Raw genomic sequence first — 24415 nt, 5'->3', positions numbered from 1 at the left:
GCGTTCAGTCCGCGGCGCCGCCGTCCAGCAGGGCGAGCATGGCGGCTTCGTCGATCACCGCCACACCCAGGGTCTGCGCCTTCTCCAGCTTGCTGCCGGCTTCGGTGCCGGCTACCACATAGTCGGTCTTCTTGCTCACCGAACCGGCCACCTTGGCGCCGGCGGCTTCGAGCAGGTCTTTGGCCTGGTCGCGGCTGAGGGTGGGGAAGGTGCCGGTGAGAACGAAGGTCTTGCCGGCCAGGGGTTGCGGTGCGCGCGCCGCGGGCTCGCCCTCTTCCCAGGTCAGGCCGCAGGCGCGCAGTTGCTCGACCACCTCGCGGTTGTGCGGCTGCTCGAAGAAGGTGTGGATGCTCTGCGCCACCACCGGGCCGACGTCGTCCACTTCGGCCAGCGCTTCCACGCTGGCGTCCATCACGCGGTCGAGCTGGCCGAAGTGGCGCGCCAGCGCCTTGGCCGTGGCCTCGCCCACGTGGCGGATGCCCAGGCCGAACAGGAAACGCGGCAGCGTGGTCTGCTTGGATTTTTCCAGCGCGGCCACGATGTTGTTGGCCGACTTCTCGGCCATGCGGTCCAGCCCGGCCAGCGACGCGAAGCCGAGCTTGTACAGATCGGGCAGGGTCTTGATGAGGCCGCTGTCCACCAGTTGCTCCACCAGCTTGTCGCCCAGGCCTTCGATCTCCACCGCGCGGCGGTGCGCGAAGTGCAGGATGGCCTCCTTGCGCTGCGCGGCGCAGAACAGGCCGCCGGTGCAGCGGTGGTCGGCCTCGCCCTCTTCGCGAACGGCTTCGCTGCCGCACACCGGGCAGTGGCTGGGCATGGTGAACGGTGGTGGATCGCCTTCGCGTTTGTCCAGCAGCACCGACACCACCTCGGGAATCACGTCACCGGCGCGGCGCACCACCACGGTGTCGCCCACGCGCACGTCCTTGCGGCGCGCCTCCAGTTCGTTGTGCAGCGTGGCGTTGGTCACCGTCACACCGCCCACGAACACGGGCGCCAGCTTGGCCACCGGCGTGAGCTTGCCGGTGCGGCCGACCTGCACGTCGATGGCCTGCACCGTGGTGAGCTGCTCCTGCGCCGGGTACTTGTGTGCCACCGCCCAGCGCGGCTCGCGGGTGACGAAACCCATCTGCTTCTGCAAGGCCAGCGAGTCCACCTTGTAGACCACGCCGTCGATGTCGAACGGCAGGGTGTCGCGCAGTGCACCGATGCGGCGGTGAAAGGCCACCAGGTCGTCGGCACCGCGGCAGCGTGTGGTCTGCTCGGCCACCGGAAAGCCCCAGGCTTTGAGGCGCATGAGCCAGTCGTACTGGGTTTCGGGCGGTGCGGCGTCGCCCAGCACCTCGCCCCAGGAATAGGCGAAGAAGCTCAGGGGCCGCTCGCGGGTGATCTTGGAATCGAGCTGGCGCACCGCGCCGGCGGCGGCGTTGCGCGGGTTGACGAAGGTCTTTTCGCCTTTGGCACCGGCGGCGATCCTGGCGCGCTGGCGCTCGTTGAGCTGCTCGAACTGGTCGCGCCGCATGTAAACCTCGCCGCGCACCTCCAGCACCTCGGGCACACCGACGTCCTGCGGCAGCCGCAGCGGAATCTGCCGGATGGTGCGCACGTTGTGCGTCACGTCCTCGCCGGTCTCGCCGTCACCGCGGGTGGCGGCGCGCACCAGCACACCGTGTTCGTAGCGCAGGCTCATGGCCAGGCCGTCGAACTTGAGTTCGGCCAGGTAGTCCACCGGTGGCGCCGTGTCGTCGAGCTTGAGCTCGCGCCGCACGCGCGCATCGAAGGCCACCGCACCGGTGGCTTCGGTGTCGGTCTCGGTGCGGATGCTGAGCATGGGCACGGCATGGCGCACCGGCTCCAGCTCCTTGAGGATCGCGCTGCCCACGCGCTGCGTCGGCGAATCGGCCGTGAGCAGTTCGGGGTGCTCGGCCTCGATGGCCTGCAGCTCGCGGAACAGCCGGTCGTACTCGGCGTCGGGAATCTCGGGCTCGTCGAGCGTGTAGTAACGGTGGGCGTGGTGGTGCAGCTGAGCACGCAGCTCGGCAGCACGCTCGGCCGGCGCGGGCGACGGCTGGGCGAAAAGGTCTTCGGTCATTCAGGAAAAAAGGCGGCGTGCCTGCGGGGAACCCGCCGAGAGGTCACGGCTGTCGAGGGCGTCGTACAGGCTTTCAAGGTCGGCACCGATGCGGTCCATGGTCTCGGTCGACAGGGGCTGGCCGCCGTCGTCGGTGACGACGCCTTCCATGGCTTCGGCCAGCGCCTCGGCGGCCTGGCGCAGGCGCAAGAACGGTTGTTCGCTGCGCGGCACGTGGGTGACTTCGAGCGACAGCGCGACTTCGCGCAGCGCGCTCTGCTCCGGGTCTTCGGCCATGGCGGCCTGCGGGTCGAACAGCAGGCTGAGGATGGGTGCCTGGCCGCTCTGGCTGCCGGAGAGCACCATGCGCCCGGGCAAGGCCCCGGCCACAAAACCGAGCTTGGCGGCGTGCTGCGACACATAACCCGGGCTCCAGGCGGTGCGGCGCGCGCGGATGGTGAAGCCGAGCTGGGCGTCGTGGCCGCTGGCAAATGCGTCGAGTTCGCGGGCGCGCGAGACCTCGGTGCGCATCTCCGGGAAGTCGGGCGAGGCGCCCACCGCGTCGGCAAAGGCCTGGGCCTTGACCACGAACTCGGAGAATTCGATGTCGTTGAGCGCGCCCGAGCGGTTGGCCAGCTGCACGCCGGCCTGCAACGCGCGGTAACGCTGGCCCAGGCGCGGGGCTTCCCACTCGCCGGTGGTTTCGCTCTGGCCTTCCACCGCAAACGGTTTGCTGCCCACGCGACGGGTGCCCGGCAAGGCGGCCAGCAGCGCGTCGCCCGACACCTCGTGCTCCAGCAACAGGGGGGCGATGACGTCGATCAGCGCGTCCAGGCCCGGGCGTTTTTCGGGCGGCTGGGCCATCAGGGGGTTGAGGCTGACGGCCGCAGCGGCCACCGCCACCGCGGCGGGATCGGGCTGCAAGGGCGTGGCGACCGGGGTGCCCGGCAGGCCGTCGCCATCGTCCAGCACCGGGTCGATGCGCTGGACTTCGTGCTCGGCCAGATCGGCCGGCGTGTAGGGCAAGGTTTCGTCGCCCGTGTGCTCGTCGCGCGGTTCGCCACCGCGTTCACGTTCGCGCACGGTGCGCGGAGCGCTCTTGTTGGTGACCCAGGCGTTGTAGGCCACGACGCCCGCCAGCACGAGCCCTCCGATGATGGCCAGACCGATTTGCAGTGTGCTCATGGAGAGGGTTCTGATCAGGTGGGTTCAAGCATGCCGGCGGCCGATTCCATGTCCACCGCGACGATGCGCGAGACGCCCTGCTCCTGCATGGTCACGCCGATCAACTGCTTGGCCATTTCCATGGCGATCTTGTTGTGGCTGATGAACAGGAACTGGGTTTCCTTGGACATGGCGGTCACGAGTTTCGCATAGCGTTCGGTGTTGGCGTCGTCCAGCGGCGCATCCACCTCGTCCAGCAGGCAGAACGGCGCCGGGTTGAGCTGGAAGATGGCGAACACGAGGGCGATGGCGGTCAACGCCTTCTCGCCGCCCGAGAGCAGGTGGATGGTCTGGTTCTTCTTGCCGGGTGGCTGTGCCATCACCTGCACGCCGGCGTCCAGGATTTCCTCGCCGGTCATCACCAGCTTGGCGTTGCCGCCGCCGAACAGCTCGGGAAACATGCGGCCGAAGTGCGTGTTGACGGTCTCGAAGGTGCTGCCGAGCAGCTCTCGGGTTTCGTTGTCGATCTTCTTGATCGCGTCTTCCAGCGTGTTCATGGCCTCGACCAGGTCGGCCGACTGCGCGTCCAGGAAGGTCTTGCGCTCGCGCGCGGCGGTGAGTTCGTCCAGCGCGGCCAGGTTGACCGCGCCCAGGCCCTGGATCTCGCGGTGCAGGCGGTCGATCTCGCCCTGCAGGCCGGTCAGGCGCACATTGCCTTCGGTGACGCTTTGCGCCACCGCCGCCAGATCGGCCTGGGCTTCTTCAAGCAGCTGGCTGTATTGCTCCACGCCCAGGCGCGCGGCCTGTTCCTTGAGCTGGAAGTCGGTGATGCGGTTGCGCAGCGGCTCCAGTTCACGTTCCAGCTGCAGGCGGCGTTCGTCGCTGGCGCGCAGCTTGGCGGTGAGTTCGTCGTACTGGCTGCGTAGCGCACCCAGGGCCTGCTCACGTTCGAGCTTCATGGCCAGGGCGTTCTGCAGGCCGGCCTGTGCGGCGGCGTCGTTCAGGCGTGCCAGTTCATCGGCGGCGCGCTGCTCTTCTTCGGCCAGCGACTTTTCCTGCGTGGCCGCGGTTTCCATGGCGCGCTGCAACTCGCTCTGGCGCGCCTGCAGGCTGCGCAGGGCGAACACCGCTTCTTGCGCGGTGCGTTCCAGCGAGCGCTGCTGTTCGCGCGCCTGGTTCAAGGCACGCTCGGCCTCGATCACCTTGTCGTCCAGCTGGGCGTGGCGCTCCTGGCTGTCGGCCAGTTGCATGTCGAGTTCTTCGAAGCGTGCCTCGGCGGTCACGCGGCGCTCCTGCAGTTCTTCGAGCTGGGCGTCCACCTCGGCCAGGTCGGCCCCGATCTGCTGGCTGCGCGCGCGCGTCTGCTCGGCCAGCTGCGTCAGGCGCAGCGCCTCCACCTGCAGTTCGTGCGCGCGGCTGCGCGACTCGGCGGCTTCGCGGCGCGCGCTCACCAGGCGCTGCGAGGCGTCGCTGTAGGCGGCTTCGGCGCGGATCAGCGCGGTGCGCGCCTGCTCGGCGATGAGCACCTGCCCCTTGAGCTGTTTGTCGATGTTCTCGATTTCCTGCGCCCGCGCCAGCAGACCGGCCTGCTCGCTGTCGGGCGCGTAGAAGCTGACGCTGTGCGCGGTGACGGCGTGGCCGCTGGCGACAAAGATCACCTCACCCGGCTGCAACTGCGCGCGCTGGGCCAGCGCTTCCTCCAGGTTGCTGGCCGTCAGGCAACCGTGCAGCCATTCGGCCAACAGGGCCTGCAGGCCGGCGTCGCTCAGGCGCAGCCATTGCACCAGCGGCTTCAGGCCGGAGGCGCTGCCCGCCGCGGCGGCCGCAGCGGGTGGGCTGTAGAACGAGAGCTTGGCGGGCGGCGCGTCGTTGCCGAAGGCGCGCACCATGTCGAGCCGGGACACCTCCAGCGCACCCATGCGTTCGCGCAGCGCCGCTTCGAGCGCGTTTTCCCAGCCGGTTTCAATGTGGATGCGGCTCCACAGGCCCTGCAATCCGTCGAGGCCGTGTTTGGCCAGCCAGGGCTTGAGCTTGCCGTCGGTCTTGACCTTTTCCTGCAAGGCCTTGAGAGCCTCCATGCGGGCCGAGAGGTCGGCCTGCTTGGCGGATTCGCTGTTCACCGACTGCTGCGCACCGCGGCGCGCCTCGTCCAGTTGCGGCACGCTGTCCTGCAGTTCAAGCAGCACGGCGTCGTTGAGTTCGGCGGTTTCCTGTGCGCTGGCCAGCTGGGCCTGGGCGTCGAGCAGGCGCGCCTCGTCGGGCGCGGCCAGGGCGTTGCGGTCGGTCATCAGGCGCTCGCGGCGCTGGTTGAGCGAGCGGCTCTGTTCTTCCACGTTGCGCTGTTCGGCGGCCAGCACCTGGATCTGCTGCTGCACCTGCGTGACGCTGCCGCGCTGCTCGTTGGCGCGCGTCTGCGCCTGGCGCAGGTTGTCTTCCAGCGTGGGCAGCGCCCCTTGTTGTTCTTCGCCCTGGGCGGCCAGCACCACCGACTGGTCTTCGGCCTGCAGCATGGACTCGGCGAGTTGTTCCAGCTCGACCGCGGCGTCCTGGCTGCGCGTGCCCCAGGAGGCGATCTGTTCCTTGAGCTGCACCAGGCGCTGCTCCACGCGCTGGCGGCCTTCGACCACGAAACGGATCTCGGCCTCCAGCTTGCCGACTTCGGCACTGGCTTCGTACAGCTTGCCCTGCGCCTGGTTGACCTGGTCGCCCGCGGCGTAGTGCGCCTGGCGGATGGTTTCGAGTTCGGACTCGATGCGGCGCAGGTCGGCGGTGCGCGACTCCAGGTCGTTCACCGCCTGCGCGGCGTCGGTCTTCACCTTCACCTGGTCGGACTCGGCCTCGCTGCGTTTGAGGAACCACAGCTGATGCTGCTTTAGCGAGGCGCTGGCCTGCAGCGTGTTGTAGCGCGCCGCCACCTCGGCCTGCTTTTCCAGCTTGTCGAGGTTGGCGTTGAGTTCGCGCAGGATGTCTTCCACCCGCGTGAGGTTCTCGCGCGTGTCGGCCAGGCGGTGCGCGGTCTCGCGGCGGCGCTCCTTGTATTTGGACACGCCGGCCGCTTCTTCGAGGAACAGACGCAGCTCTTCGGGCTTGCTCTCGATGATGCGGCTGATGGTGCCCTGGCCGATGATGGCGTAGGCGCGCGGGCCCAGGCCGGTGCCGAGGAATACGTCCTGCACGTCGCGGCGGCGCACCGGCTGGTTGTTGATGTAGTAGCTGCTGGTGCCGTCGCGCGTGAGCACGCGCTTGACGGCGATCTCACCGAACTGGCCCCACTGGCCGCCGGCGCGGTGGTCGCTGTTGTCGAACACCAGCTCGACGCTGGAACGGCTGGCCGGCTTGCGCGAGGTGGTGCCGTTGAAGATCACGTCCTGCATGGACTCGCCGCGCAGCTCGGAGGCCTTGGACTCGCCCAGCACCCAGCGCACCGCATCCATGATGTTGGACTTGCCGCAACCGTTGGGGCCGACCACACCGACCAGTTGCCCGGGCAGCATGAAGTTGGTGGGTTCGGCGAAGGACTTGAAGCCGGAGAGCTTGATCGAGTTGAGACGCACGCTGGGAAGCCCAAGTGATTGAATTCAAAGGCATTTTCACCGCGGGGAGCGCGGTGGGAACGGGCTTGATGATAACGCGCACGCACCCCCATCGAGCGCATGCCGTGTCGGCACGAGGCGTTGCGCAGGGCCGCCGCACCAGCCTCCCGCGCCAGCGCCGCGGGCCGGCGGCGCCAAGCCCGATAATCCTCGGCCATGAACCCCCTGCTCTCGCGCCTGCAGCCGTATCCCTTCGAACGGCTGCGCAAGCTCTTTGCCGACGTCACCCCCAACCCCGACCTGCGGCCCATCAGCCTGGGCATCGGCGAACCCAAACACGCCGCCCCCGATTTCCTGAAACAGGCCCTGGCCAGCGCGCTCGACACCGGCCTGAGCGCCTACCCGGCCACCACCGGCACCCCGGCCCTGCGCGAAGCCTGTGCCGGCTGGGTGCAGCGGCGTTATGGCGTGGCGCTGGACGCGGCCACCCAGGTGCTGCCGGTCAACGGCTCGCGCGAGGCGCTGTTTGCGTTCGCGCAGACGGTGATCGACCCGACACGCACAGGCGCCACGGTGGTGATGCCCAACCCGTTCTATCAAATCTACGAAGGCGCGGCCCTGCTGGGCGGGGCCGAGCCGCACTACGTGGCGAGCGACCCGGCGCGCAACTTCGCCCCCGCCTGGGACAGCGTGCCCGAAGCGGTCTGGGCGCGCACGCAGCTGCTGTTCGTGTGTTCACCCGGCAACCCGGCCGGCGCGGTGATGCCGCTGGACGAGTGGCGCATGCTGTTCGAGCTGAGCGACCGGCACGGCTTCGTGATCGCCTCCGACGAGTGCTACAGCGAGATCTACTTCCGCGACGAAGCGCCGCTGGGCGGCCTGGAAGCCGCGCAGCGCCTGGGCCGCAGCGATTTCCGCCGGCTGGTGATCTTCACCAGCCTGTCCAAACGCAGCAACGTGCCCGGCCTGCGCAGCGGCTTCGTGGCCGGCGACGCCTCGCTGATCAAGCCCTTCCTGCTCTACCGCACCTACCACGGCGGCGCCATGAGCCCGGTGGTGCAGGCCGCCAGCGTGGCGGCCTGGAGCGACGAAGAGCACGTGGTGGACAACCGCCGCCAGTACCGCGAGAAATTCGAGCAGGTCACGCCGGTGCTGGCCGAGGTGCTGGATGTGGCCCTGCCCGACGCCTCGTTCTACCTCTGGGCGGGCGTGCCGGCCTCGTTTGCCGACGCCGCGGCCGGCCTGAGCGCCGACGAAGCCTTCGCCCGGGCGCTGCTGGCTCAATACAATGTCACGGTGCTGCCCGGCAGCTACCTCGCCCGCGAAGCTGGCGGCGTGAACCCCGGCACCGGGCGCGTGCGCATGGCCCTGGTGGCCGAATCCGCCGAATGCCTGGAAGCCGCGCGCCGCATCCACCAGTTCCTCTCGCGCCGCGCCTGAAGCGGCGCGCGTCCCTTTTTCTTCACCATTGCCCTGAGACACATGAGCCAACAACTGCAAACCCTGATCGACAACGCCTGGGAAAACCGTGCCGACCTCGCCCCCGCTTCCGCCCCCAAGGAAATCGTGGACGCGGTGGAACACGTGATTGAAGGGCTCAACAACGGCTCGCTGCGTGTGGCCACGCGCGAGGCCATCGGCCAGTGGACGGTGCACCAGTGGATCAAGAAGGCGGTGCTGCTGTCGTTCCGCCTGCAGGACAACGAAATGATGCGCGCCGGCGACCTCGGCTTCTTCGACAAGGTCAAGACCAAGTTCGCCCACCTGAGCGAAACCGAACTGAAGGCCACCGGCGTGCGCGTGGTGCCCCCCGCCGTGGCGCGCCGCGGCAGCTACATCGCCAAGGGCGCGATCCTGATGCCCAGCTACGTGAACATCGGTGCCTACGTGGGCGAAGGTTCCATGGTCGACACCTGGGCCACGGTGGGCAGCTGCGCGCAGGTCGGCAAGAACGTGCACCTCTCCGGCGGCGTCGGTCTGGGCGGCGTGCTTGAACCCCTGCAGGCCAACCCGACCATCATCGAAGACAACTGCTTCATCGGCGCCCGCTCCGAGGTGGTGGAAGGCGTGATCGTGGAAGAGAACTCGGTGCTGGGCATGGGCGTGTACCTGGGCCAGAGCACCCCGATCTTCAACCGCGACACCGGCGAAACCACCTTCGGCCGCGTGCCGGCCGGCAGCGTGGTCATCAGCGGCAGCCTGCCGAAGAAGACCGCCGGCGGCAAGGACTACAGCAGCTACGCCGCCATCATCGTGAAGACGGTGGACGCGCAGACGCGTTCCAAGACCAGCCTGAACGACCTGCTGCGTGATTGAATGAGCACCCCCGCTGCGCTCTGCGCGCCCCCCCTCAAGGGGGTGCACTCCGGGACCGGCGGAGCCGGCTCCTTGAGTGCCCTGGATGGCAGTCATCGTGCGGCGGCGAGCGGTTTTCCTTCGTTGAATATCTACTGACTTGATGGCATGAAAGGTTCGGTATGAGCAGCGGAACAATGGAACGCATCCTGCGCCTGATGGCTGACAAGAAGGCCTCGGACGTGTTCTTGACGGCGCATGCGCCGGCGATGATCAAGATCAACGGCCAGACCATCCCGATCAACAGCCAGGTGCTGCCACCGGACGCGCCGCGCAACCTGCTGGCCGAAATCCTGCCACCGACCCGCATGGAGGAGTTGCAGGAAACCGGCGAGCTCAACATGGCGGTGCCGCTCGAAGCCTTGGGCAACTTCCGCGTCAGCGCCTTCCACCAGCGCGGCCACGTGGCGGTGGTGATCCGTTTCGTGCCGGGCGACATCCCGCCGCTGGACTCGCTCAACGTTGCGCCCGTGCTGGCCGACCTGGTGATGGAAAAACGCGGCCTGGTGCTGATGGTCGGCGCCACCGGCGCGGGCAAGAGCACCACGCTGGCGGCCATGATCGACCACCGCAACGAGCAAGCCACCGGCCATGTGCTGACCATCGAAGACCCGATCGAATACGTCTACCGCAACAAGAAATCGGTGGTGAACCAGCGCGAGATCGGGCCCGACACCGCCTCGTTGCAGGTCGCCCTGAAGAACGCCTTGCGCCAGGCGCCCGACGTGATCCTGATCGGCGAAATCCGCGACCGTGAAACCATGTCGGCCGCCATCGCCTACGCGCAATCAGGCCACCTCTGCCTGGCCACGCTGCACGCCAACAACAGCTACCAGGCGCTCAACCGCATCCTGAGCTTCTACCCGGTGGAGGTGCGCCCCACCATGCTGGGCGACCTGGCGGCCGCGCTGCGCGCCATCGTTTCGCAGCGCCTGCTGCGCACGCACACCGGCAGCCGCGTGCCGGCGATGGAGGTCATGCTCAACACCGCGCTGGTGGCCGACCTGATCCAGAAGGCCGACTTCTCGGGTGTGCGCGAGGCGATGGAAAAGTCGCTGGCCGAAGGCTCGCAGAGTTTCGAGCAGGACCTGGCGCGCCTGATCAACGACGGCCTGGTCACGCGCAACGAAGGCCTGGCCCACGCCGACTCGCCGAACAACCTGTTGTGGCGCCTGCAGAACGACTTCAACGCCAGCAAGGCGAGCGAAGCGGCGCAGAGCCAGGAAGAGGACGGCGGCGACAACGCCACCTTCACCGAGTTCACCCTCGACGTCAAATTCTGATTCCGACCCGCCGCCCCGCATGACCGACACCCTCCGCCTGGCCGAAGCCCTCATCGCCTGCCCCTCCGTCACCCCTCGCGATGAAGGTTGCCAGGCGATGCTCGTGGCGCGGCTGGCACCGCTGGGCTTTGCCTGCGAAACCATTGAAAGCGGCCCGGCCGACTTCCGCGTGACCAACCTCTGGGCGCGCCTCGGCAGCGGCCAGCGGCCCACGCTGGTGTTCGCCGGCCACACCGACGTGGTGCCCACCGGCCCGCTGAACGCCTGGGCCAGCGACCCCTTCGTGCCGAGCCACCGCGACGGCAAGCTGTTCGGCCGTGGTGCCGCCGACATGAAGACCTCGCTGGCCGCCATGGTGGTGGCCTGCGAGGAATTCGTCGCCGCGAACCCGGCGCCCGAGATCGACATCGCCTTCCTGCTCACCAGCGACGAAGAAGGCCCTGCACTCGACGGCACGGTGGTGGTCTGCAACGCCTTGCAGCAACGCGGTGAACGCCTGGACTGGTGCATCGTCGGTGAGCCGACCTCGGTCGAGCGCACCGGCGACATGATCAAGAACGGCCGCCGCGGCACCATGAGCGGCAAGCTCACGGTGAAGGGCATCCAGGGCCACATCGCCTACCCGCACCTGGCAAAGAACCCCATCCACCTGGCTGCCCCGGCACTGGCCGAACTCGCGGCCACGGTGTGGGACGAAGGCAACGCCTTCTTCCCGCCCACCAGCTGGCAGGTCAGCAACATCCACGGCGGCACCGGTGCGAGCAACGTCATCCCGGGCACGGTGGTGATCGACTTCAACTTCCGCTTCTCCACCGAGTCCACGCCCGAAGGCCTGCAACAGCAGGTGGTGGCGCTGCTGCAGCGCCACGGCCTGTCGCCCGAGACCGACTTTGATCTGGCCTGGACGCTGGGCGGCCGCCCCTTCCTCACCCCGCCGGGCACGCTGGTGGACGCGGTGCGCGCCGCTATCCGCGACGAGACCGGCGTGGAAACCACGCTCTCGACCACCGGCGGCACCAGCGACGGGCGCTTCATCGCCCAGGTCTGCCCGCAGGTGATCGAACTCGGCCCGCCCAACGCCACCATCCACAAGATCGACGAACACGTGGCCGTGGCCGACATCGAGCCGCTGAAGAACATTTACCGCCGCACGCTGGAGCAGCTCGCTGCCCAGGTGCGCGCCAACACCTGAACCCCTTTCCCCGTGAACCTGCAACAACTGCTCGCCGACGCCGGCCAACGCCTGGAGGCCGCGCAACTCGCGTACGGGCACGGCACCAACAATGCGCGCGACGAAGCCGCTTGGCTGCTGCTGTGGCAGCTCGGCCTGCCGCTCGACAGCGACCTGGACGCGCTCGCCGAACGCGCCATCACACCCGAAGAGCAAGCCGCCGTGCTGGCCCTGATGCAGCGCCGCATTGACACCCGAGAACCCGCGGCCTACCTGACCGGTGAAGCCTGGTTGCAGGGCGTGCCGTTCTACGTGGACCGCCGCAGCATCGTGCCGCGCAGCTTCATCGCCGAACTGCTGGCCGACGGCTCCATCGACCCCTGGCTGGACGAAGCCTCGCGCGACGTGCTCGACCTGTGCACCGGCAACGGCAGCCTCGCCGTGCTGGCCGCCATGGCCTACCCCGAGGTGCAGGTGACCGGCGCGGACATCTCGCCCGATGCCCTGGCGGTGGCGCGCATCAACGTCGATCGCCACGGCCTGCAAGACCGCGTGAAGCTGGTCGAGTCGGACGGCCTTGCGGCCTGCCCCGGCCCCTGGGACCTGATCCTGTGCAACCCGCCTTATGTGAACGCGCAGAGCATGGCCAGCCTGCCGCCCGAATACCGGGCCGAGCCCGGCCTGGCGCTGGACGGCAACACCGCCGGCAGCAGCGACGGCATGGACTTTGTGCGCGCCCTGCTGCGCGACGCGCCCGCCTGCCTGCGGCCCGACGGCGTGCTGGTGCTCGAAATCGGCAACGAGCGCACCCACTTTGAAGCCGCGTTCCCCCAACTCGAAGCCGTGTGGCTCGACACCAGCGCGGGCGACGACCAGGTTCTGCTGCTCACCCTTGAATCCCTTTTGACGCTGCTGCCCTCCTCGCAGGCGTCCGCCCCATGATCACTCTGAAGAATGTTGTCCTTCGCCGCGGTGCGAAGGTCTTGCTCGATGGCGCTTCCTGCACCATCAACCCCGGCGAAAAAGTCGGCCTGGTCGGCCGCAACGGCGCCGGCAAATCCAGCCTGTTCCGCCTGCTCGACCACAGCCTGCACGAAGACAAGGGCGACTTTTATGTGCCCGCCCAGTGGCGCATGGCGCAGGTCGCGCAGGACATGCCGGAAACCGAGATGTCGGCCACGCAGTTCGTGATCGAAGGCGACGTCACCCTGCTGGCGGCCCAGCAGGAAGTGACCGCCTCGGAAGACAGCGGTGATGGCGAGCGCATGGCACATGCCTACATGGCCCTGCACGATGCCGGCGCGCACGACGCACCGGCGCGCGCGCAGGCGCTGATCCTGGGCCTGGGTTTCCGCACCGACGAACTCGAACGCCCGGTCAACAGCTTCTCGGGTGGCTGGCGCATGCGCCTGCAACTCGCGCGCGCCCTCATGTGCCCGAGCGAACTGCTGCTGCTCGACGAACCCACCAACCACTTGGACCTGGACGCCCTGGTCTGGCTGGAAGCCTGGCTCAAGCGCTACGAAGGCACCATGCTCGTGATCAGCCACGACCGCGAATTCCTGGATGCGGTGACCGACGTCACCATCCACATCCACGCGGCCCAGCTCACGCGCTACGGCGGCAACTACAGCCGCTTCGAAGACATGCGCGCCGAGCAGATGGCGCTGCAGGCCACCGCCTACGCGCGCCAGCAGGACAAGATGGCGCACCTGCAGAAGTTCATCGACCGCTTCAAGGCCAAGGCCAGCAAGGCCAAGCAGGCGCAGAGCCGCGTGAAGGCGCTGGAGCGCATGGAGAAGATCGGCCCGGTGCTGGCCGACGCCGAGTTCACGTTCGAGTTCACCGAGCCGCAGAACCTGCCCAACCCGATGCTGGCAATGAGCGATGCGAGCTTCGGCTACCCGCCAGCCATTGAGGGCGACGAGCCCACCGTGATCGTGCGCAACATCAGCCGCTCGGTGCTCGCCGGGCAACGCATCGGCATCCTGGGCGCCAACGGCCAGGGCAAGTCCACCGTGGTCAAGACCATCGCACGCGACCTGCAGCCGATTGCCGGCCAGATCACCGAAGGCAAGGGCCTCAACATCGGCTACTTCGCGCAGCAGGAACTCGACGTGCTGCGCCCTGCCGATACGCCGCTGGAGCACATGATCAAGCTGGTGCGCGACTGCACCGCACAAGGCCGCCTGAGTGGCCAGCCCACGCGCGAGCAGGATCTGCGCAGTTTCCTCGGCAACTTCAACTTCACCGGCGACCAGGTCAAGCAGGCCGTGGGCAGCATGAGCGGCGGTGAAAAAGCGCGCCTGGTGCTGTGCATGATCGTCTGGCAGCGCCCCAACCTGCTGCTGCTTGACGAACCCACCAACCACCTGGACCTCGCCACGCGCGAGGCCTTGTCGGTGGCACTCAACGAATTCGAAGGCACGGTCATGCTGGTCAGCCACGACCGGTCCCTGCTGCGTGCCGTGTGCGACGAGTTCTGGCTGGTCTCGCGCGGCGGCATCGAACCGTTCGACGGCGACCTCGACGACTACCAGCGCTATCTGCTGGACATGGCCAAACAATCGCGCGAGGCGCAGCGCCAGGAACAGCGCGAGCAGAACCGGGCCCCGGCTGCCAGCGCAAGCTCCGCCGCTGCGGCACCGGCCGCAGGGAAAAAGGCCATCGAGCCCAACCGCTCACCCGAACAAAAGCGCAACGACGCCCAGCGCCGTCAGCAGGCCGCCGAAAAGACGAAGCCGCTGAAGAAAGAGCTGGAGCAGACCGAAAAACGCATGGCCCAGCTGGCGCAGGAAAAGACCCGGCTGGAAACCGCGATGGGCCAACCCGCCACCCCGGCAGAGATGGCCGACGCCGGTCGGCGCCTGAAAGCCGTGAACGACGAAACCGAGACGCTGGAGGCCCGCTGGCTGGAGTTGCACGAGGCCATTGAAGCCGTTGGCGCCTGAACGGGTACACCCGTTCCGATAGCCTCGTTGGAGTATCCTGAGCGCGCCGGCTTCCGGTACACCTCATCGCAAACAGGAAGGACCCTCAACATGATGTCGATACTTGGCACCCTCTTCATAGGCCTGATCGCAGGCTTCGTCGCCCGGGCCATCAAGCCCGGCGACGACGGCATGGGCTGGATCATGACGGCCCTGCTCGGCGTGGCGGGCGCATTCGTGGCGGGTTATCTGGGCTCGGCACTGGGTTTTTACCAACCGGGCGACCCCGTCGGTTTTGTCGCCTCGGTGATCGGCGCCATCATCCTGCTGCTGATCTACGGCCTCTTCAAGAAGAAGTGAGCGCAGTGAGGTGGCCTAAACGGCCACTTGCTGCCAGCCAAGCGCGCAGAAAAAAAGCCCTGATCTTGCGATCAGGGCTTTTTTTGTTTGGTAGGACGTACTGGGGTCGAACCAGTGACAAACGGATTAAAAGTCCGCTGCTCTACCAACTGAGCTAACGTCCCATCAAAACTGGTTTGCAAAGCCACACGGCTGTGCAAACTCGTACTCGATGACGGTGGTGGGGCGTGAGTGACTCGAACACTCGACCTACGGATTAAGAGTCCGCTGCTCTACCAACTGAGCTAACGCCCCCGAAGGGAATTTGCGTGAATTCCGGTGGCTTGCACCGGGTTCGAGTCTGTTCGACTACTACGCCAAGCCTCAAATTATAGCGTCATTGCCAAGCGGCTTTTCACTGTTCGCGATTTTTTTGCATCGGATGCCAACGCATTCATCACCCAGCCCGCAGCGCACAGGCCAAAAGTGGCCGTCACGCTCACAGCAGACCCGTAGCCGTGGCAGTTGAGCGAGCCATCGGCTCCATCGATGCCGCACGAGGCATCGGGCGGCGCCACCGCCTCGCGGCTGAACACGCAGTTCACGCCCATGCGGCCGGCGCGTGCGCCCTGGTGGTGCTTGCGCAGGCGGTAACGCAGTTGAGCGAGCAAGGGGTCGTGTGTGGTCTCCGCCAGGTCGGCCACCTCCACCGCTTGCGGCAGGCGCTTGCCGCCGGCGGCACCGACGGTGACGAAAGGCACCGACTGTTCAACCGCCCAGTTCGCCAGCGCGGTTTTGGCGCGCACGTTGTCGCAGGCGTCGATCAGCGCCGACGGAAGACCCGGCCGGTCGGGCAACGCATCGAACAGGGCCGGCCAGTTGTCGGCGGTGACAAAGTCGTCGATCACATCGACCACACAACCGGGGTGAAACAAGGCGATGCGCTCGCGCATGGCTTCGGCCTTGGCCTGGCCCAGCGTGGGTTCCAGGGCGTGGATCTGGCGGTTGATGTTGGACTCGGACACGTGGTCCAGATCCACCAGCGTCAGCCGCCGCACACCACTGCGCGCCAGGGCTTCCACCGCCCACGACCCCACACCACCGATGCCGACCACCACCACATGGGCATCAAAGATGCGCTGCGCACCCTCGACGCCATACAGCCGACGCAGGCCGCCGAAGCGGCGTTCAAACACCTCGCTGGTGATGGCTGCGTTCACTCGCGGTCCAGCAGCCACATCTGAAAACGGAAGCCGCCAACCGCGCCCAGCACGATGCCGGTGACGGCAATCGCGCTGAGCAGGCTGAGCGTGGACAGGCCGGAGAGGCCCTGCCCCACGGTGCAACCTAGGGCTGTCACGCCGCCGATGCCCATGCAGGCGCCGCCGACGATGTGCAATGCGGTGTCTTGTGTGCTGCGAAAACCTTCCCACCGGAAGTTGCGCTCCATCAGCGTGCACACGAACGAGCCCACCACCACGCCCACCACCGTGACCACGCCAAAGGTCAACAGCTTGGAGGTGTCGCTGAAGAAGATCAGCCAGTCCAGCGTGTAGGCCATGGGCGCAGTGAAGGTCAGTGACTCCATGCGGCCGGAGTTCGACGCGAGGTACACCGCGTCCAGCGTCTCGGGGTGCTCGGGCACAAAGCCCAGGTGCCCGCTGACCCACCACATGGCCACCACGGCCAGGCCGATGCCAAGCCCGCCCAACAGGTTGTTGGCGTTTCGGAAGTCGGTGCCGAGCAAGGCCCACAACACCAGCGCCCCACCCACCAGCAGCGCCAGCAGCAGGCCGGTGAGCGCCGGGTCCAGGCCCAGGCCACTGGCAATCCAGGACGGCACGGCACCCCCGGCGGGAATCTCAAAGGCGATCTTGTCGACGCTGTTCACGCGCGCCACGGCGAACACGCCGCGCAGGGTGGCAAAGGCCGCCAGCCCCATGACGAAAAACACCACCAGCGATTTCAGGCTGCCGGCACCGATGCGCACCAGCGTCTTGCTGCCGCAACCCGAAGCCAGCACCATGCCGAAGCCGAACACGGCACCACCGGTCAGAGCCGACAGCCAGATGATGCGGCCCGCGGTGTAGATGGACTTGCCGCCATCGATCCAGCCCAGCCAGGCCATGCCATAAAAACCCACCATGGCCACGCCGACGGCCATGCCCCACATGCGCATGCGGGTCCAGTCCGACATATTCACGATGTCGCTGATGGCACCCATGGTGCAGAAGTGCGTGCGCTGGGCGATGAAGCCGAAGACCACGGCCACGGCGAAGGCAGCCCAGAGCACCTGGGTCTGCAGTTGTTGAAAGTCGGCGATGTCCATGGCCGCCATTGTAGGAGGCGGCCAGCAGGCCCCACCCCGGCAGGGGCAAGGCGCTGCGCCATCCCTCGCGCGTCAGCGCAGGCGGGCGAGGCGTTCGCGGCCTGCAGCTGCGGCTTCGGAGTTGGGGTAGGCCTTCACCAGATCCTCCAGGGTGCGACGCGAGGCGCGTGCATCCTTGAGTTCGATCTGGCTGTTGGCCATGGCCAGCATGGCCTCGGGCGTGCGCAGATGCGTCGGGAACTCGGTTGCCAGGCGGCGATGGCTCTCGACGGATTCCTTGTAGGCCTTGCTGGCGTACTGCGCGTTGCCCAACCAGTACAGCACCGAGGCACGGTAACCACTGGCCGGATAACGCTGCAGGAAGGCGTTGTAGGCCGACGCGGCGGGGCCGAACTCCGACTTGCGCAGCAGGTCCATGGCGGCGTCGAAGTCGCGCTTTTCGTTCGGCGCGACGGTGAAGCTCTGGCCGTCGTGCTCGATGCGCTGGGGTTCGACCTGGCGCAAACGTTCGTCCACCCCGGCCTGCACGTCCTTCTGCTGGCGCTGCAGCTCGGACACCTCACGCGCGAGCTGCTCGTTCTGGCCGCGCATGCGGGCCAGTTCGGCGCGCACCTGTTCGATCTGGTTCGACAGTTCGAGCAGGCTGCGGCGGGTGGCCGCATTGCTTTCGCGTGCTTCGGCGTTCGCGGCGTTGGAAGCCTGCTGGCCGGCATCGACCTTCTGGCGCAGCTCGACGATGGCCCGGCGGGCCTCGTCGTCGCCGAACAAGGCGTGGGCCTGCAGCGGCCACAAGGCCGCCAGCGCCAGGGCGCTGGCGCCGAACGTACCGGTGGCGAGACGAACGCGGTTCACCATGGTGCTCAACGGTAGGTCAGTTCAACGCGGCGGTTCTTGCTGAATGCGGCTTCGTCGAAGCCGACCTGGGCAGGCTTCTCTTCACCGAAACTCACGGCTTCCATCTGTGCGTCGGTCACGCCCAGCAGCGAGAGTGCACGGCGCACGGCTTCGGCACGCTTCTGGCCCAGGGCCAGGTTGTATTCACGGCCACCGCGCTCGTCGGTGTGGCCTTCCAGGTTCACGCGGCGGCTGCGGTTGGCGTTGAGGTAACGCGCGTTGGCTTCCAGCGTGGCGGCGAACTCGCCCTTGACTTCAAAGCTGTCGTAGTCGAAGTAGACGATGCGGGTCAGCGCGTTCGGCTGCTGTGCATCGGCACCGTTGACGGCCACGCCGGACACACCACGTGGGTCCACGGCGCCCGACTGGCCACCGGCACCGCCCGCACCGGCGGCACTGCCCGTGCGGTCTTCCACCGGCACGTCGTCGAGCTTCACGCTGGAACCGCAGGCGGCCAGCACGGCGACGAGACCGAGGCCAGCGACCAGGCGCACCCAGCGGGCAGACAGGGTTTGGGTGCGTTGCGCAGAAAGGTGAATGTGTTGCATGGAAATGTCCTTTAGGAAGAAGAGGCGTTGTGCAAAACCGGGGTGGCGTGATCGGGCGTGGCCACAGGGCCGCCCCGTTCGCTTATTTGAGGAAGGGGCCCCACTCGGGCTCGCGGATGTCGCCCTGGGAACCTGCCAGCCGGGTCTTGATGCGCCCGTCGACCGTGGTGGTCATGAGCGCCTCTTGCCCCTTGTCTCGGGTGGCGTAGATGATCATGCGGCTGTTGGCCGCGAAGCTCGGGCTCTCGTCGCCACTGGACTCGCTCAGGGCGGTCACGGTGCCGCTGGCAAGGTCCATCACATGCAGGCGGAACGCGCCGTTGACGCGCGAGATGAAGGCCAGCCAGCGCCCGTCCGGGCTCGGCGCGGGCGAGATGTTGTAGTTGCCGGTGAAGGTCAGGCGTTGTGCGTTGCCGCCCTGCGCGCTCATGCGATAGACCTGGGGTGAACCACCGCGGTCGCTCACGAAGTAGATGCTCTTGCCATCGGGGCTGAACACCGGCTCGGTGTCGATGCTGCCCGACTGGCTCAGGCGGCGCGGCTCGCCACCGTTGGCGTCCATGACGTAGACCTGCGCGTTGCCCGAGATCGACAGCGTGGCGACCACCAGGCGGCCGTCCGGCGACCACGAGGGCGCGCTGTTGGATCCGCGGAAGTTGGCCAGCAGGCGGCGCTTGCCGGTGGCCACGTCGTGCGCGTAGATGACCGGCTTGCGGGCCTCGAAGGACACGTAGGCCAGCTGCGTGCCGCCTGGCGCCCAGCTCGGCGAGATGATGGGTTCGGGGCTGGTGAGCGCCGCGCGGGCGTTTTCGCCGTCGGCGTCCGCCACCCACAGGTTGTAGCGCGAGCCGGCCTTGGTGACGTAGGCAATGCGCGTGGAGAAGACGCCCTTGACGCCGGTGATCTTCTCGAACACATGGTCGGCCACGCGGTGCGCTGCGAGCCGCAGGTCTTGTGCACCGACGGGATAGCTCAGGCCGCCGAGGTCTTGTCCGCGCACCACGTCCCAGAGGCGGAAGCGCACGTCGAAGCGGCCATCGGCCAGGCGCGTGACGCTGCCGGTCAGCAGGGAGTCGGCACCGCGTTCGCGCCAGGGTCCGAGGTCGGGGCGCGAGGTTTCGTCCAGGCCGCCAGCGGCCGGATCGACAAAACGGAACTGGCCGCTGCGCTCCAGGTCGGCGCGCACGATGGCGGCGATGTTTTCGCTCGTGGCGTCGTTGCCGCGGAAACCCACCACGGAGAACGGGAACTGGGTCAGACCGACACCGGCCACCTCGACCCGGAACTGGGCGTGCGCTGGTGTGAGCGACAGGGCAAGCAGGGGGAGGGAAGAAACCAGGCCGAGAACGGAACGCCTCGGTAGGTGGGCCAGCATGTCGTTTCGGTTCAAATCCAGCATCTCGGGTGTGTCGTTTGTCCTTGGGTTGCCACGTGCGGAGCGCGTGTAACCAATCAACTGATAATAACGGAGCGTTCAGGGCCTTCCGTGACAAGATGTGTGCACGCCGCCCTGCGCCAGCCGCAACGCATCGGTGCTTGATCCCTATTCCGCCGCATTGTTCCGCCGATCGGCACGATTTCCTGAAGCGAACCGCACTTGACCGAACCCAAAGCCTCGCACCAGCCCCCGGCCGGCACCATCACCCAGCGCCTGCTGCGGATGTGGCCCTACTTCCGTTCCGCCAAGACCGGCATCGCGCTCGCGGCCTTTTGCACACTGATCGGTGCGCTGACCGAGCCGTTGATCCCTGCCCTGCTCAAGACCTTGCTGGACCGCGGCTTTGCCTCGGGCAACATCGCGCTCTGGATGGTGCCCGTGGCGCTGATGGGCCTGTTCGGCGTGCGTGGCCTGGCCGGCTTCGTGGCCCAGTACGCGCTCTCGCACACCGCCAGCCTGGGCCTGCTCAACCTGCGGCGCGCCATGTTCATCAAGCTCAACGACGCGCAGATGACGCTGTTCGCCCGGCAGAGTGCGAGCAAGCTGTCCAACACCCTGGTCTACGAGGTGCAGACCGGCTCGCAGCTGCTGGTGACGGCGCTGCTCACGCTCACCAAGGACAGCCTGGCGGTGGTCGCCCTGCTCGGCTACCTGCTGTACCTGAACTGGAAGCTCACGCTGATCGTGCTGATGATTTTCCCCGGGCTGATCCTCATCATGCGCGTGCTCTCGCGCCGCTTCTACAAGCTCACGCGCGACAGCCAGCAGGCCACCGACGAGCTGGCCTATGTGGTGGAGGAAAACGCCCTCGCCCACCGCATGGTGCGGCTGCACGGCGCGCAGGAGCGGCAGACCCAGCGCTTTGACGTGCTGAGCGTGGCGCTGCGCCGCTTGGCGCTCAAGTCCACCATCGCGACCGGCGCCATGACGCCGCTGACGCAGCTGCTGGCCTCGGCCGCGCTGTCGGCCGTCATTGCGGTGGCGCTGTGGCAGAGCAGCAGCAGCGGCGTGACGGTGGGCAACTTTGTCGCTTTCGTCACCGCCATGCTGATGCTGATCACGCCGATCCGGCACCTGGCCGAAATCGCCTCACCCATCACGCGTGGCCTGGCGGCCCTGGAGCGTGGCCTGGAGCTGATCGAGAATACCCCCGAACAAACCAGCGGCAGCCACACCGCCGACCGCGTGAGTGGCTCGATCTCGCTGCGCGACGTCTGGGTGCGTTACCCGGAGAAGGACGGCGCACCGGCGCGCACCGACGACGACAGCCTGGTCGCCCTGCGTGGTGTGTCGCTGGACATCCGCCCGGGCGAGGTGGTGGCCTTTGTCGGCCCGTCGGGCTCCGGCAAGACCACGCTGGTGAACCTGTTGCCGCGCTTCGTGGAAATCGAGCGTGGCGAAGTGCTGCTCGATGGCGTGCCGCTGGCCGACTGGGAACTGCGCAGCCTGCGCCGCCAGTACGCCATGGTGAGCCAGGACGTGGTGATGCTCAACGACACGCTGGCGGCCAACGTGGCGCTGGGCGCGGCCGACACCCAGATTGACGAGGCGCGGGTGCAGGCAGCACTCGAATCGGCCAACCTGGGTGAACTCATCGGCCGCCTGCCGCAAGGCATGCACAGCACCGTGGGGCACAACGCCGCCGAACTGTCGGGCGGCCAGCGCCAGCGGCTGGCGATCGCACGCGCGATCTACAAGGACGCGCCGGTGCTGATCCTGGACGAAGCCACCTCTGCCCTGGACAACGAGTCCGAACGCCTGGTGCAGGATGCGCTGTCCCGGCTCATGAAGGGCCGGACCACCCTGGTGATCGCGCACCGGCTCTCGACGATTGAACACGCAGACCGCGTGGTGGTGCTGGCCGACGGTCGCATCCGCGAACAGGGCACGCACCGCGAGCTGCTGCAGGCCGACGGCCTGTACGCCCGGCTGCACGCGCAGAGCTTTCGGCCCGAGAGCGAGTAAGCGTCGAGGACGCCTCTCTGCCGCATGGCGGGCCGCGCGAGGCGTACCCGTCGGTCTTTCCAGCGCGAAGCGACTTGTCCAGAGCACCCGTGGAACCGGCTCCGCCGGGCCGCCAGGTGCGCCCCCTTGGGGGGTGACGCTGCAGGCAGCGCGGGAGGCTACAAAAGCACTATGTCGTACTGCTCCTGCGTCATCGAGCTCTCGCTCTGCAGGGAGATCGGTTTGCCGATGAAGTCCGACAGGCCCGCCAGATGGGCGCGTTCCTCGTCGAGGAACAGCTCGATGACCTTGGGCGAACCGACCACGCGGAACTCACGCGGGTTGAAGGCGCGCGCCTCGCGCAGGATTTCGCGCAGGATGTCGTAACACACGCTGCGCGCGGTCTTCACCACACCCCGGCCACCGCAGGCCTCGCAGGCCTCGCTGAGCATGTGGGCCAGCGACTCGCGCGTGCGCTTGCGCGTCATTTCCACGAGGCCGAGCTGCGAGAAACCGCCCGTCATGGTTTTCACGCGGTCGCGCGCGAGCTGCTTGCGGAACTCGGTGAGCACCGCCTCCCGATGGTCGTCGCGCACCATGTCGATGAAGTCCACGATCACGATGCCACCCAGGTTGCGCAGGCGCAGCTGGCGCGCAATCGCCTGCGCCGCCTCCAGGTTGGTGCGGAACACTGTGTCGTCGAAATTGCGTGCCCCGACGAAACCACCGGTGTTCACGTCCACCGTGGTCAGGGCCTCGGTCTGGTCGATCACCAGATAGCCGCCCGACTTCAGGTCCACCCGGCGACTGAGCGCGCGCACGATGTCCTCGTCGACGTTGAAGAGGTCAAAAATCGGCCGCTCACCGCTGTAGTGCTGCAGCTTGGCCACTGTGTCGGGCATGAATTCGGCGGCAAAGCCGGCCAGCAGGCCGTGCTGCTCGCGCGAGTCGATGCGGATCGACTGCGTGTCCACGCCCACCAGGTCGCGCAGCACGCGTTGCATCAGGTTCAGGTCTTCGTGCAGCAGCGTGGCCGGCGGCTGGCGCGTGGCGGCTTCCTTGATGCGCAGCCAGGTTTTGCGCAGGTAGGCGGTGTCTTCCACCAGTTCCTCGTCGCTCGCATCCTCGGCGTTGGTGCGCAGGATGAAGCCACCGGCCGGGCTGCCATCGGCCGTGGCGGTCAGGCGCACGAGGCGCTGGCGCAGCGATTCGCGCTGGGCCGGCGGAATCTTCTGCGACACGCCGATGTGGTTGTCCTGCGGCAGGAACACCAGCAAGCGCCCGGCGATGCTGATCTGCGCAGTGAGCCGCGCACCCTTGGTGCCAATCGGGTCCTTCAACACCTGCACCATCAGCGCCTGGCCTTCGAAGATCTGGCGTTCGATCGGCAGCACCGGGTTGGGTGCCAGCAGCTTGGTGGCGCCGTTGGCGCCGGGTGTGTCGGTCTGCGGCGCGGCCGGCGGCGGTGGCACCGGGGCGCGGGGCGTGGCGTGTTTGGCGGCGATGTTGGGCATCAGGTCGGCCACGTGCAGGAATGCTGCGCGGTCCAGGCCGATGTCGATGAAGGCCGACTGCATGCCGGGCAGCACGCGCGAGACCTTGCCGAGGTAGATGTTGCCGACCAGGCCGCGCTCCAGCGTGCGCTCCAGGTGCACCTCCTGCACGGCGCCCTGCTCCACCACCGCCACGCGCGTTTCCTGCGGCGACCAATTGATCAGAATGTCCTGGCTCATGGGGCCCTTCTCGGTGGCGTGTGGTTGGGGTTCAGATCAGCGGCACGCCCGCCGCGTGCAGCACCTGCGCCGTCTCGTGCGCGGGCAAACCCATGATGCCCGAATAACTGCCGCTGATGTGGCTCACCCAGAGCCCCGCGCGACCCTGGATGCCGTAGGCACCGGCCTTGCCCATGGGCTCGCCGCTCTCGACGTAGCGGCGGATCTGCGCCGCGCTCAGCGCAGCAAACGTGACCCAGGATGTGGACAGGGCCGCCCACTGGCGCGGCGCACCACGCGCCGCCGGCCGTCCCACTGCCACCGCGGTCAGCACACGGTGGCGCTGGCCGGAGAGTTCGGCCAGCATGCGGCGGGCTTCGGCGGCATCGGCGGGTTTGCCCAGGATGCGCCGGCCCAGCGCCACCGTGGTGTCGGCGCACAACACGGGCGCGGGCGGCAAGCCGCGCCGTTGCCGGCGCTCCAGCGAGGCCTGCAGCTTGAGCCCGGTGACGCGCTGCACATAGGCGGCGGGCGCTTCGCCCGGGTGCACGACCTCCAGTGCCTCGGCGTCTTCCGACGCGTCGGGCAACAGGGTTTCGCAGCGCACGCCCCATTGCTCGAGCAACTGCTTGCGGCGCGGGCTCTGCGAGGCCAGGTAGATGAAGTCGGTCATGGAACGGTGTGGGGTCTGGCGCGCGCAGGAG

The 24415-nt window shown here is 67.6% G+C and carries 18 protein-coding genes and 2 tRNA genes; 8 read left to right on the top strand and 12 right to left on the bottom strand.

From position 1 onward, the window contains the following. Positions 1-4 precede the first annotated feature (4 nt). Genes ligA through smc form a run of 3 tightly spaced genes read right to left on the bottom strand, consistent with a single transcriptional unit; the run spans position 5 to position 6789 of the window. Positions 5-2092: an NAD-dependent DNA ligase LigA gene (ligA, locus tag HPA01S_RS00875; RefSeq protein ID WP_066265450.1), complete on the bottom strand. Its 2088-nt coding sequence runs from the start codon at positions 2090-2092 to the stop codon at positions 5-7. Then, positions 2093-3256 carry a cell division protein ZipA C-terminal FtsZ-binding domain-containing protein gene (locus HPA01S_RS00870; protein WP_066265447.1) on the bottom strand — a complete coding sequence of 388 codons (1164 nt, stop codon included), beginning with the start codon at positions 3254-3256 and terminating at the stop codon, positions 2093-2095. A 14-nt stretch (positions 3257-3270) separates the two neighbouring features. Next, positions 3271-6789 (bottom strand): chromosome segregation protein SMC, encoded by a 3519-nt coding sequence (gene smc, locus HPA01S_RS00865; protein WP_066265446.1) that lies wholly within the window; start codon positions 6787-6789, stop codon positions 3271-3273. Between the two features lie 195 nt (positions 6790-6984). Between smc and dapC the strand changes: the two genes are divergently transcribed. The 7 genes from dapC (at position 6985) to HPA01S_RS00830 (ending at position 14867) form a co-directional block, all read left to right on the top strand. Continuing rightward, positions 6985-8208, top strand: a complete 1224-nt coding sequence (gene dapC, locus HPA01S_RS00860) for a succinyldiaminopimelate transaminase (protein ID WP_066265441.1) — start codon at positions 6985-6987, stop codon at positions 8206-8208. A gap of 42 nt (positions 8209-8250) precedes the next feature. Beyond that, on the top strand, positions 8251-9084 hold the full coding sequence (dapD, locus tag HPA01S_RS00855) for a 2,3,4,5-tetrahydropyridine-2,6-dicarboxylate N-succinyltransferase (RefSeq protein ID WP_066265439.1): 834 nt from the start codon (positions 8251-8253) through the stop codon (positions 9082-9084). Between the two features lie 161 nt (positions 9085-9245). Next, the gene (locus HPA01S_RS00850) at positions 9246-10406 is read left to right on the top strand and encodes a PilT/PilU family type 4a pilus ATPase (RefSeq protein WP_066265437.1); all 1161 of its coding nucleotides are present in this window, start codon (positions 9246-9248) and stop codon (positions 10404-10406) included. 19 nt (positions 10407-10425) lie between these two features. Next, a complete protein-coding gene (dapE, locus tag HPA01S_RS00845) occupies positions 10426-11598 on the top strand; it encodes a succinyl-diaminopimelate desuccinylase (protein ID WP_066265434.1) in 1173 nt (390 codons plus the stop codon). A gap of 12 nt (positions 11599-11610) precedes the next feature. After that, positions 11611-12519, top strand: a complete 909-nt coding sequence (gene prmB, locus HPA01S_RS00840) for a 50S ribosomal protein L3 N(5)-glutamine methyltransferase (RefSeq protein WP_066265432.1) — start codon at positions 11611-11613, stop codon at positions 12517-12519. Next, a complete protein-coding gene (locus tag HPA01S_RS00835) occupies positions 12516-14528 on the top strand; it encodes an ABC-F family ATP-binding cassette domain-containing protein (protein WP_066265427.1) in 2013 nt (670 codons plus the stop codon). Before prmB ends, HPA01S_RS00835 begins: the two co-directional genes overlap by 4 nt. Positions 14529-14618: 90 nt before the next feature. Next, positions 14619-14867 carry a GlsB/YeaQ/YmgE family stress response membrane protein gene (locus tag HPA01S_RS00830; protein WP_066265425.1) on the top strand — a complete coding sequence of 83 codons (249 nt, stop codon included), beginning with the start codon at positions 14619-14621 and terminating at the stop codon, positions 14865-14867. 88 nt (positions 14868-14955) lie between these two features. Here the strand turns inward: HPA01S_RS00830 and HPA01S_RS00825 are convergent. The 7 genes from HPA01S_RS00825 to tolB form a co-directional block, all read right to left on the bottom strand. Beyond that, a tRNA-Lys gene (locus HPA01S_RS00825) sits at positions 14956-15031 on the bottom strand. Between the two features lie 54 nt (positions 15032-15085). Then, a tRNA-Lys gene (locus HPA01S_RS00820) sits at positions 15086-15161 on the bottom strand. A 74-nt stretch (positions 15162-15235) separates the two neighbouring features. Continuing rightward, on the bottom strand, positions 15236-16066 hold the full coding sequence (locus HPA01S_RS00815; protein WP_084360371.1) for a tRNA threonylcarbamoyladenosine dehydratase: 831 nt from the start codon (positions 16064-16066) through the stop codon (positions 15236-15238). Continuing rightward, positions 16063-17175 (bottom strand): YeeE/YedE family protein, encoded by a 1113-nt coding sequence (locus HPA01S_RS00810; RefSeq protein ID WP_066266161.1) that lies wholly within the window; start codon positions 17173-17175, stop codon positions 16063-16065. The genes HPA01S_RS00815 and HPA01S_RS00810 overlap by 4 nt, the downstream gene beginning before the upstream one ends. Positions 17176-17247: 72 nt before the next feature. Further along, entirely contained in the window at positions 17248-18030 is a 783-nt protein-coding gene (gene ybgF, locus HPA01S_RS00805; protein ID WP_066266159.1) for a tol-pal system protein YbgF, read from the bottom strand. A gap of 5 nt (positions 18031-18035) precedes the next feature. After that, positions 18036-18617, bottom strand: a complete 582-nt coding sequence (gene pal, locus HPA01S_RS00800) for a peptidoglycan-associated lipoprotein Pal (RefSeq protein ID WP_066265422.1) — start codon at positions 18615-18617, stop codon at positions 18036-18038. An 82-nt stretch (positions 18618-18699) separates the two neighbouring features. Then, the gene (gene tolB / locus HPA01S_RS00795; protein WP_066265419.1) at positions 18700-20016 is read right to left on the bottom strand and encodes a Tol-Pal system beta propeller repeat protein TolB; all 1317 of its coding nucleotides are present in this window, start codon (positions 20014-20016) and stop codon (positions 18700-18702) included. Between the two features lie 198 nt (positions 20017-20214). Between tolB and msbA the strand changes: the two genes are divergently transcribed. Further along, complete coding sequence (gene msbA, locus HPA01S_RS00790) at positions 20215-22020, top strand: lipid A export permease/ATP-binding protein MsbA (protein WP_066265416.1); 1806 nt, start codon at positions 20215-20217, stop codon at positions 22018-22020. 158 nt (positions 22021-22178) lie between these two features. Here msbA and HPA01S_RS00785 read toward each other — a convergent pair whose 3' ends face one another. Further along, positions 22179-23732 (bottom strand): Rne/Rng family ribonuclease, encoded by a 1554-nt coding sequence (locus HPA01S_RS00785; protein WP_066265415.1) that lies wholly within the window; start codon positions 23730-23732, stop codon positions 22179-22181. Between the two features lie 31 nt (positions 23733-23763). Continuing rightward, positions 23764-24384, bottom strand: coding sequence for a Maf family protein (locus HPA01S_RS00780; protein ID WP_066266157.1), 621 nt, complete (start codon positions 24382-24384; stop codon positions 23764-23766). Positions 24385-24415: the final 31 nt, after the last annotated feature.

It is taken from the genome of Hydrogenophaga palleronii NBRC 102513 (genome assembly GCF_001571225.1).
GTDB lineage: Bacteria > Pseudomonadota > Gammaproteobacteria > Burkholderiales > Burkholderiaceae_C > Hydrogenophaga > Hydrogenophaga palleronii.
This window is presented reverse-complemented; position numbering and strand designations above follow the sequence as displayed.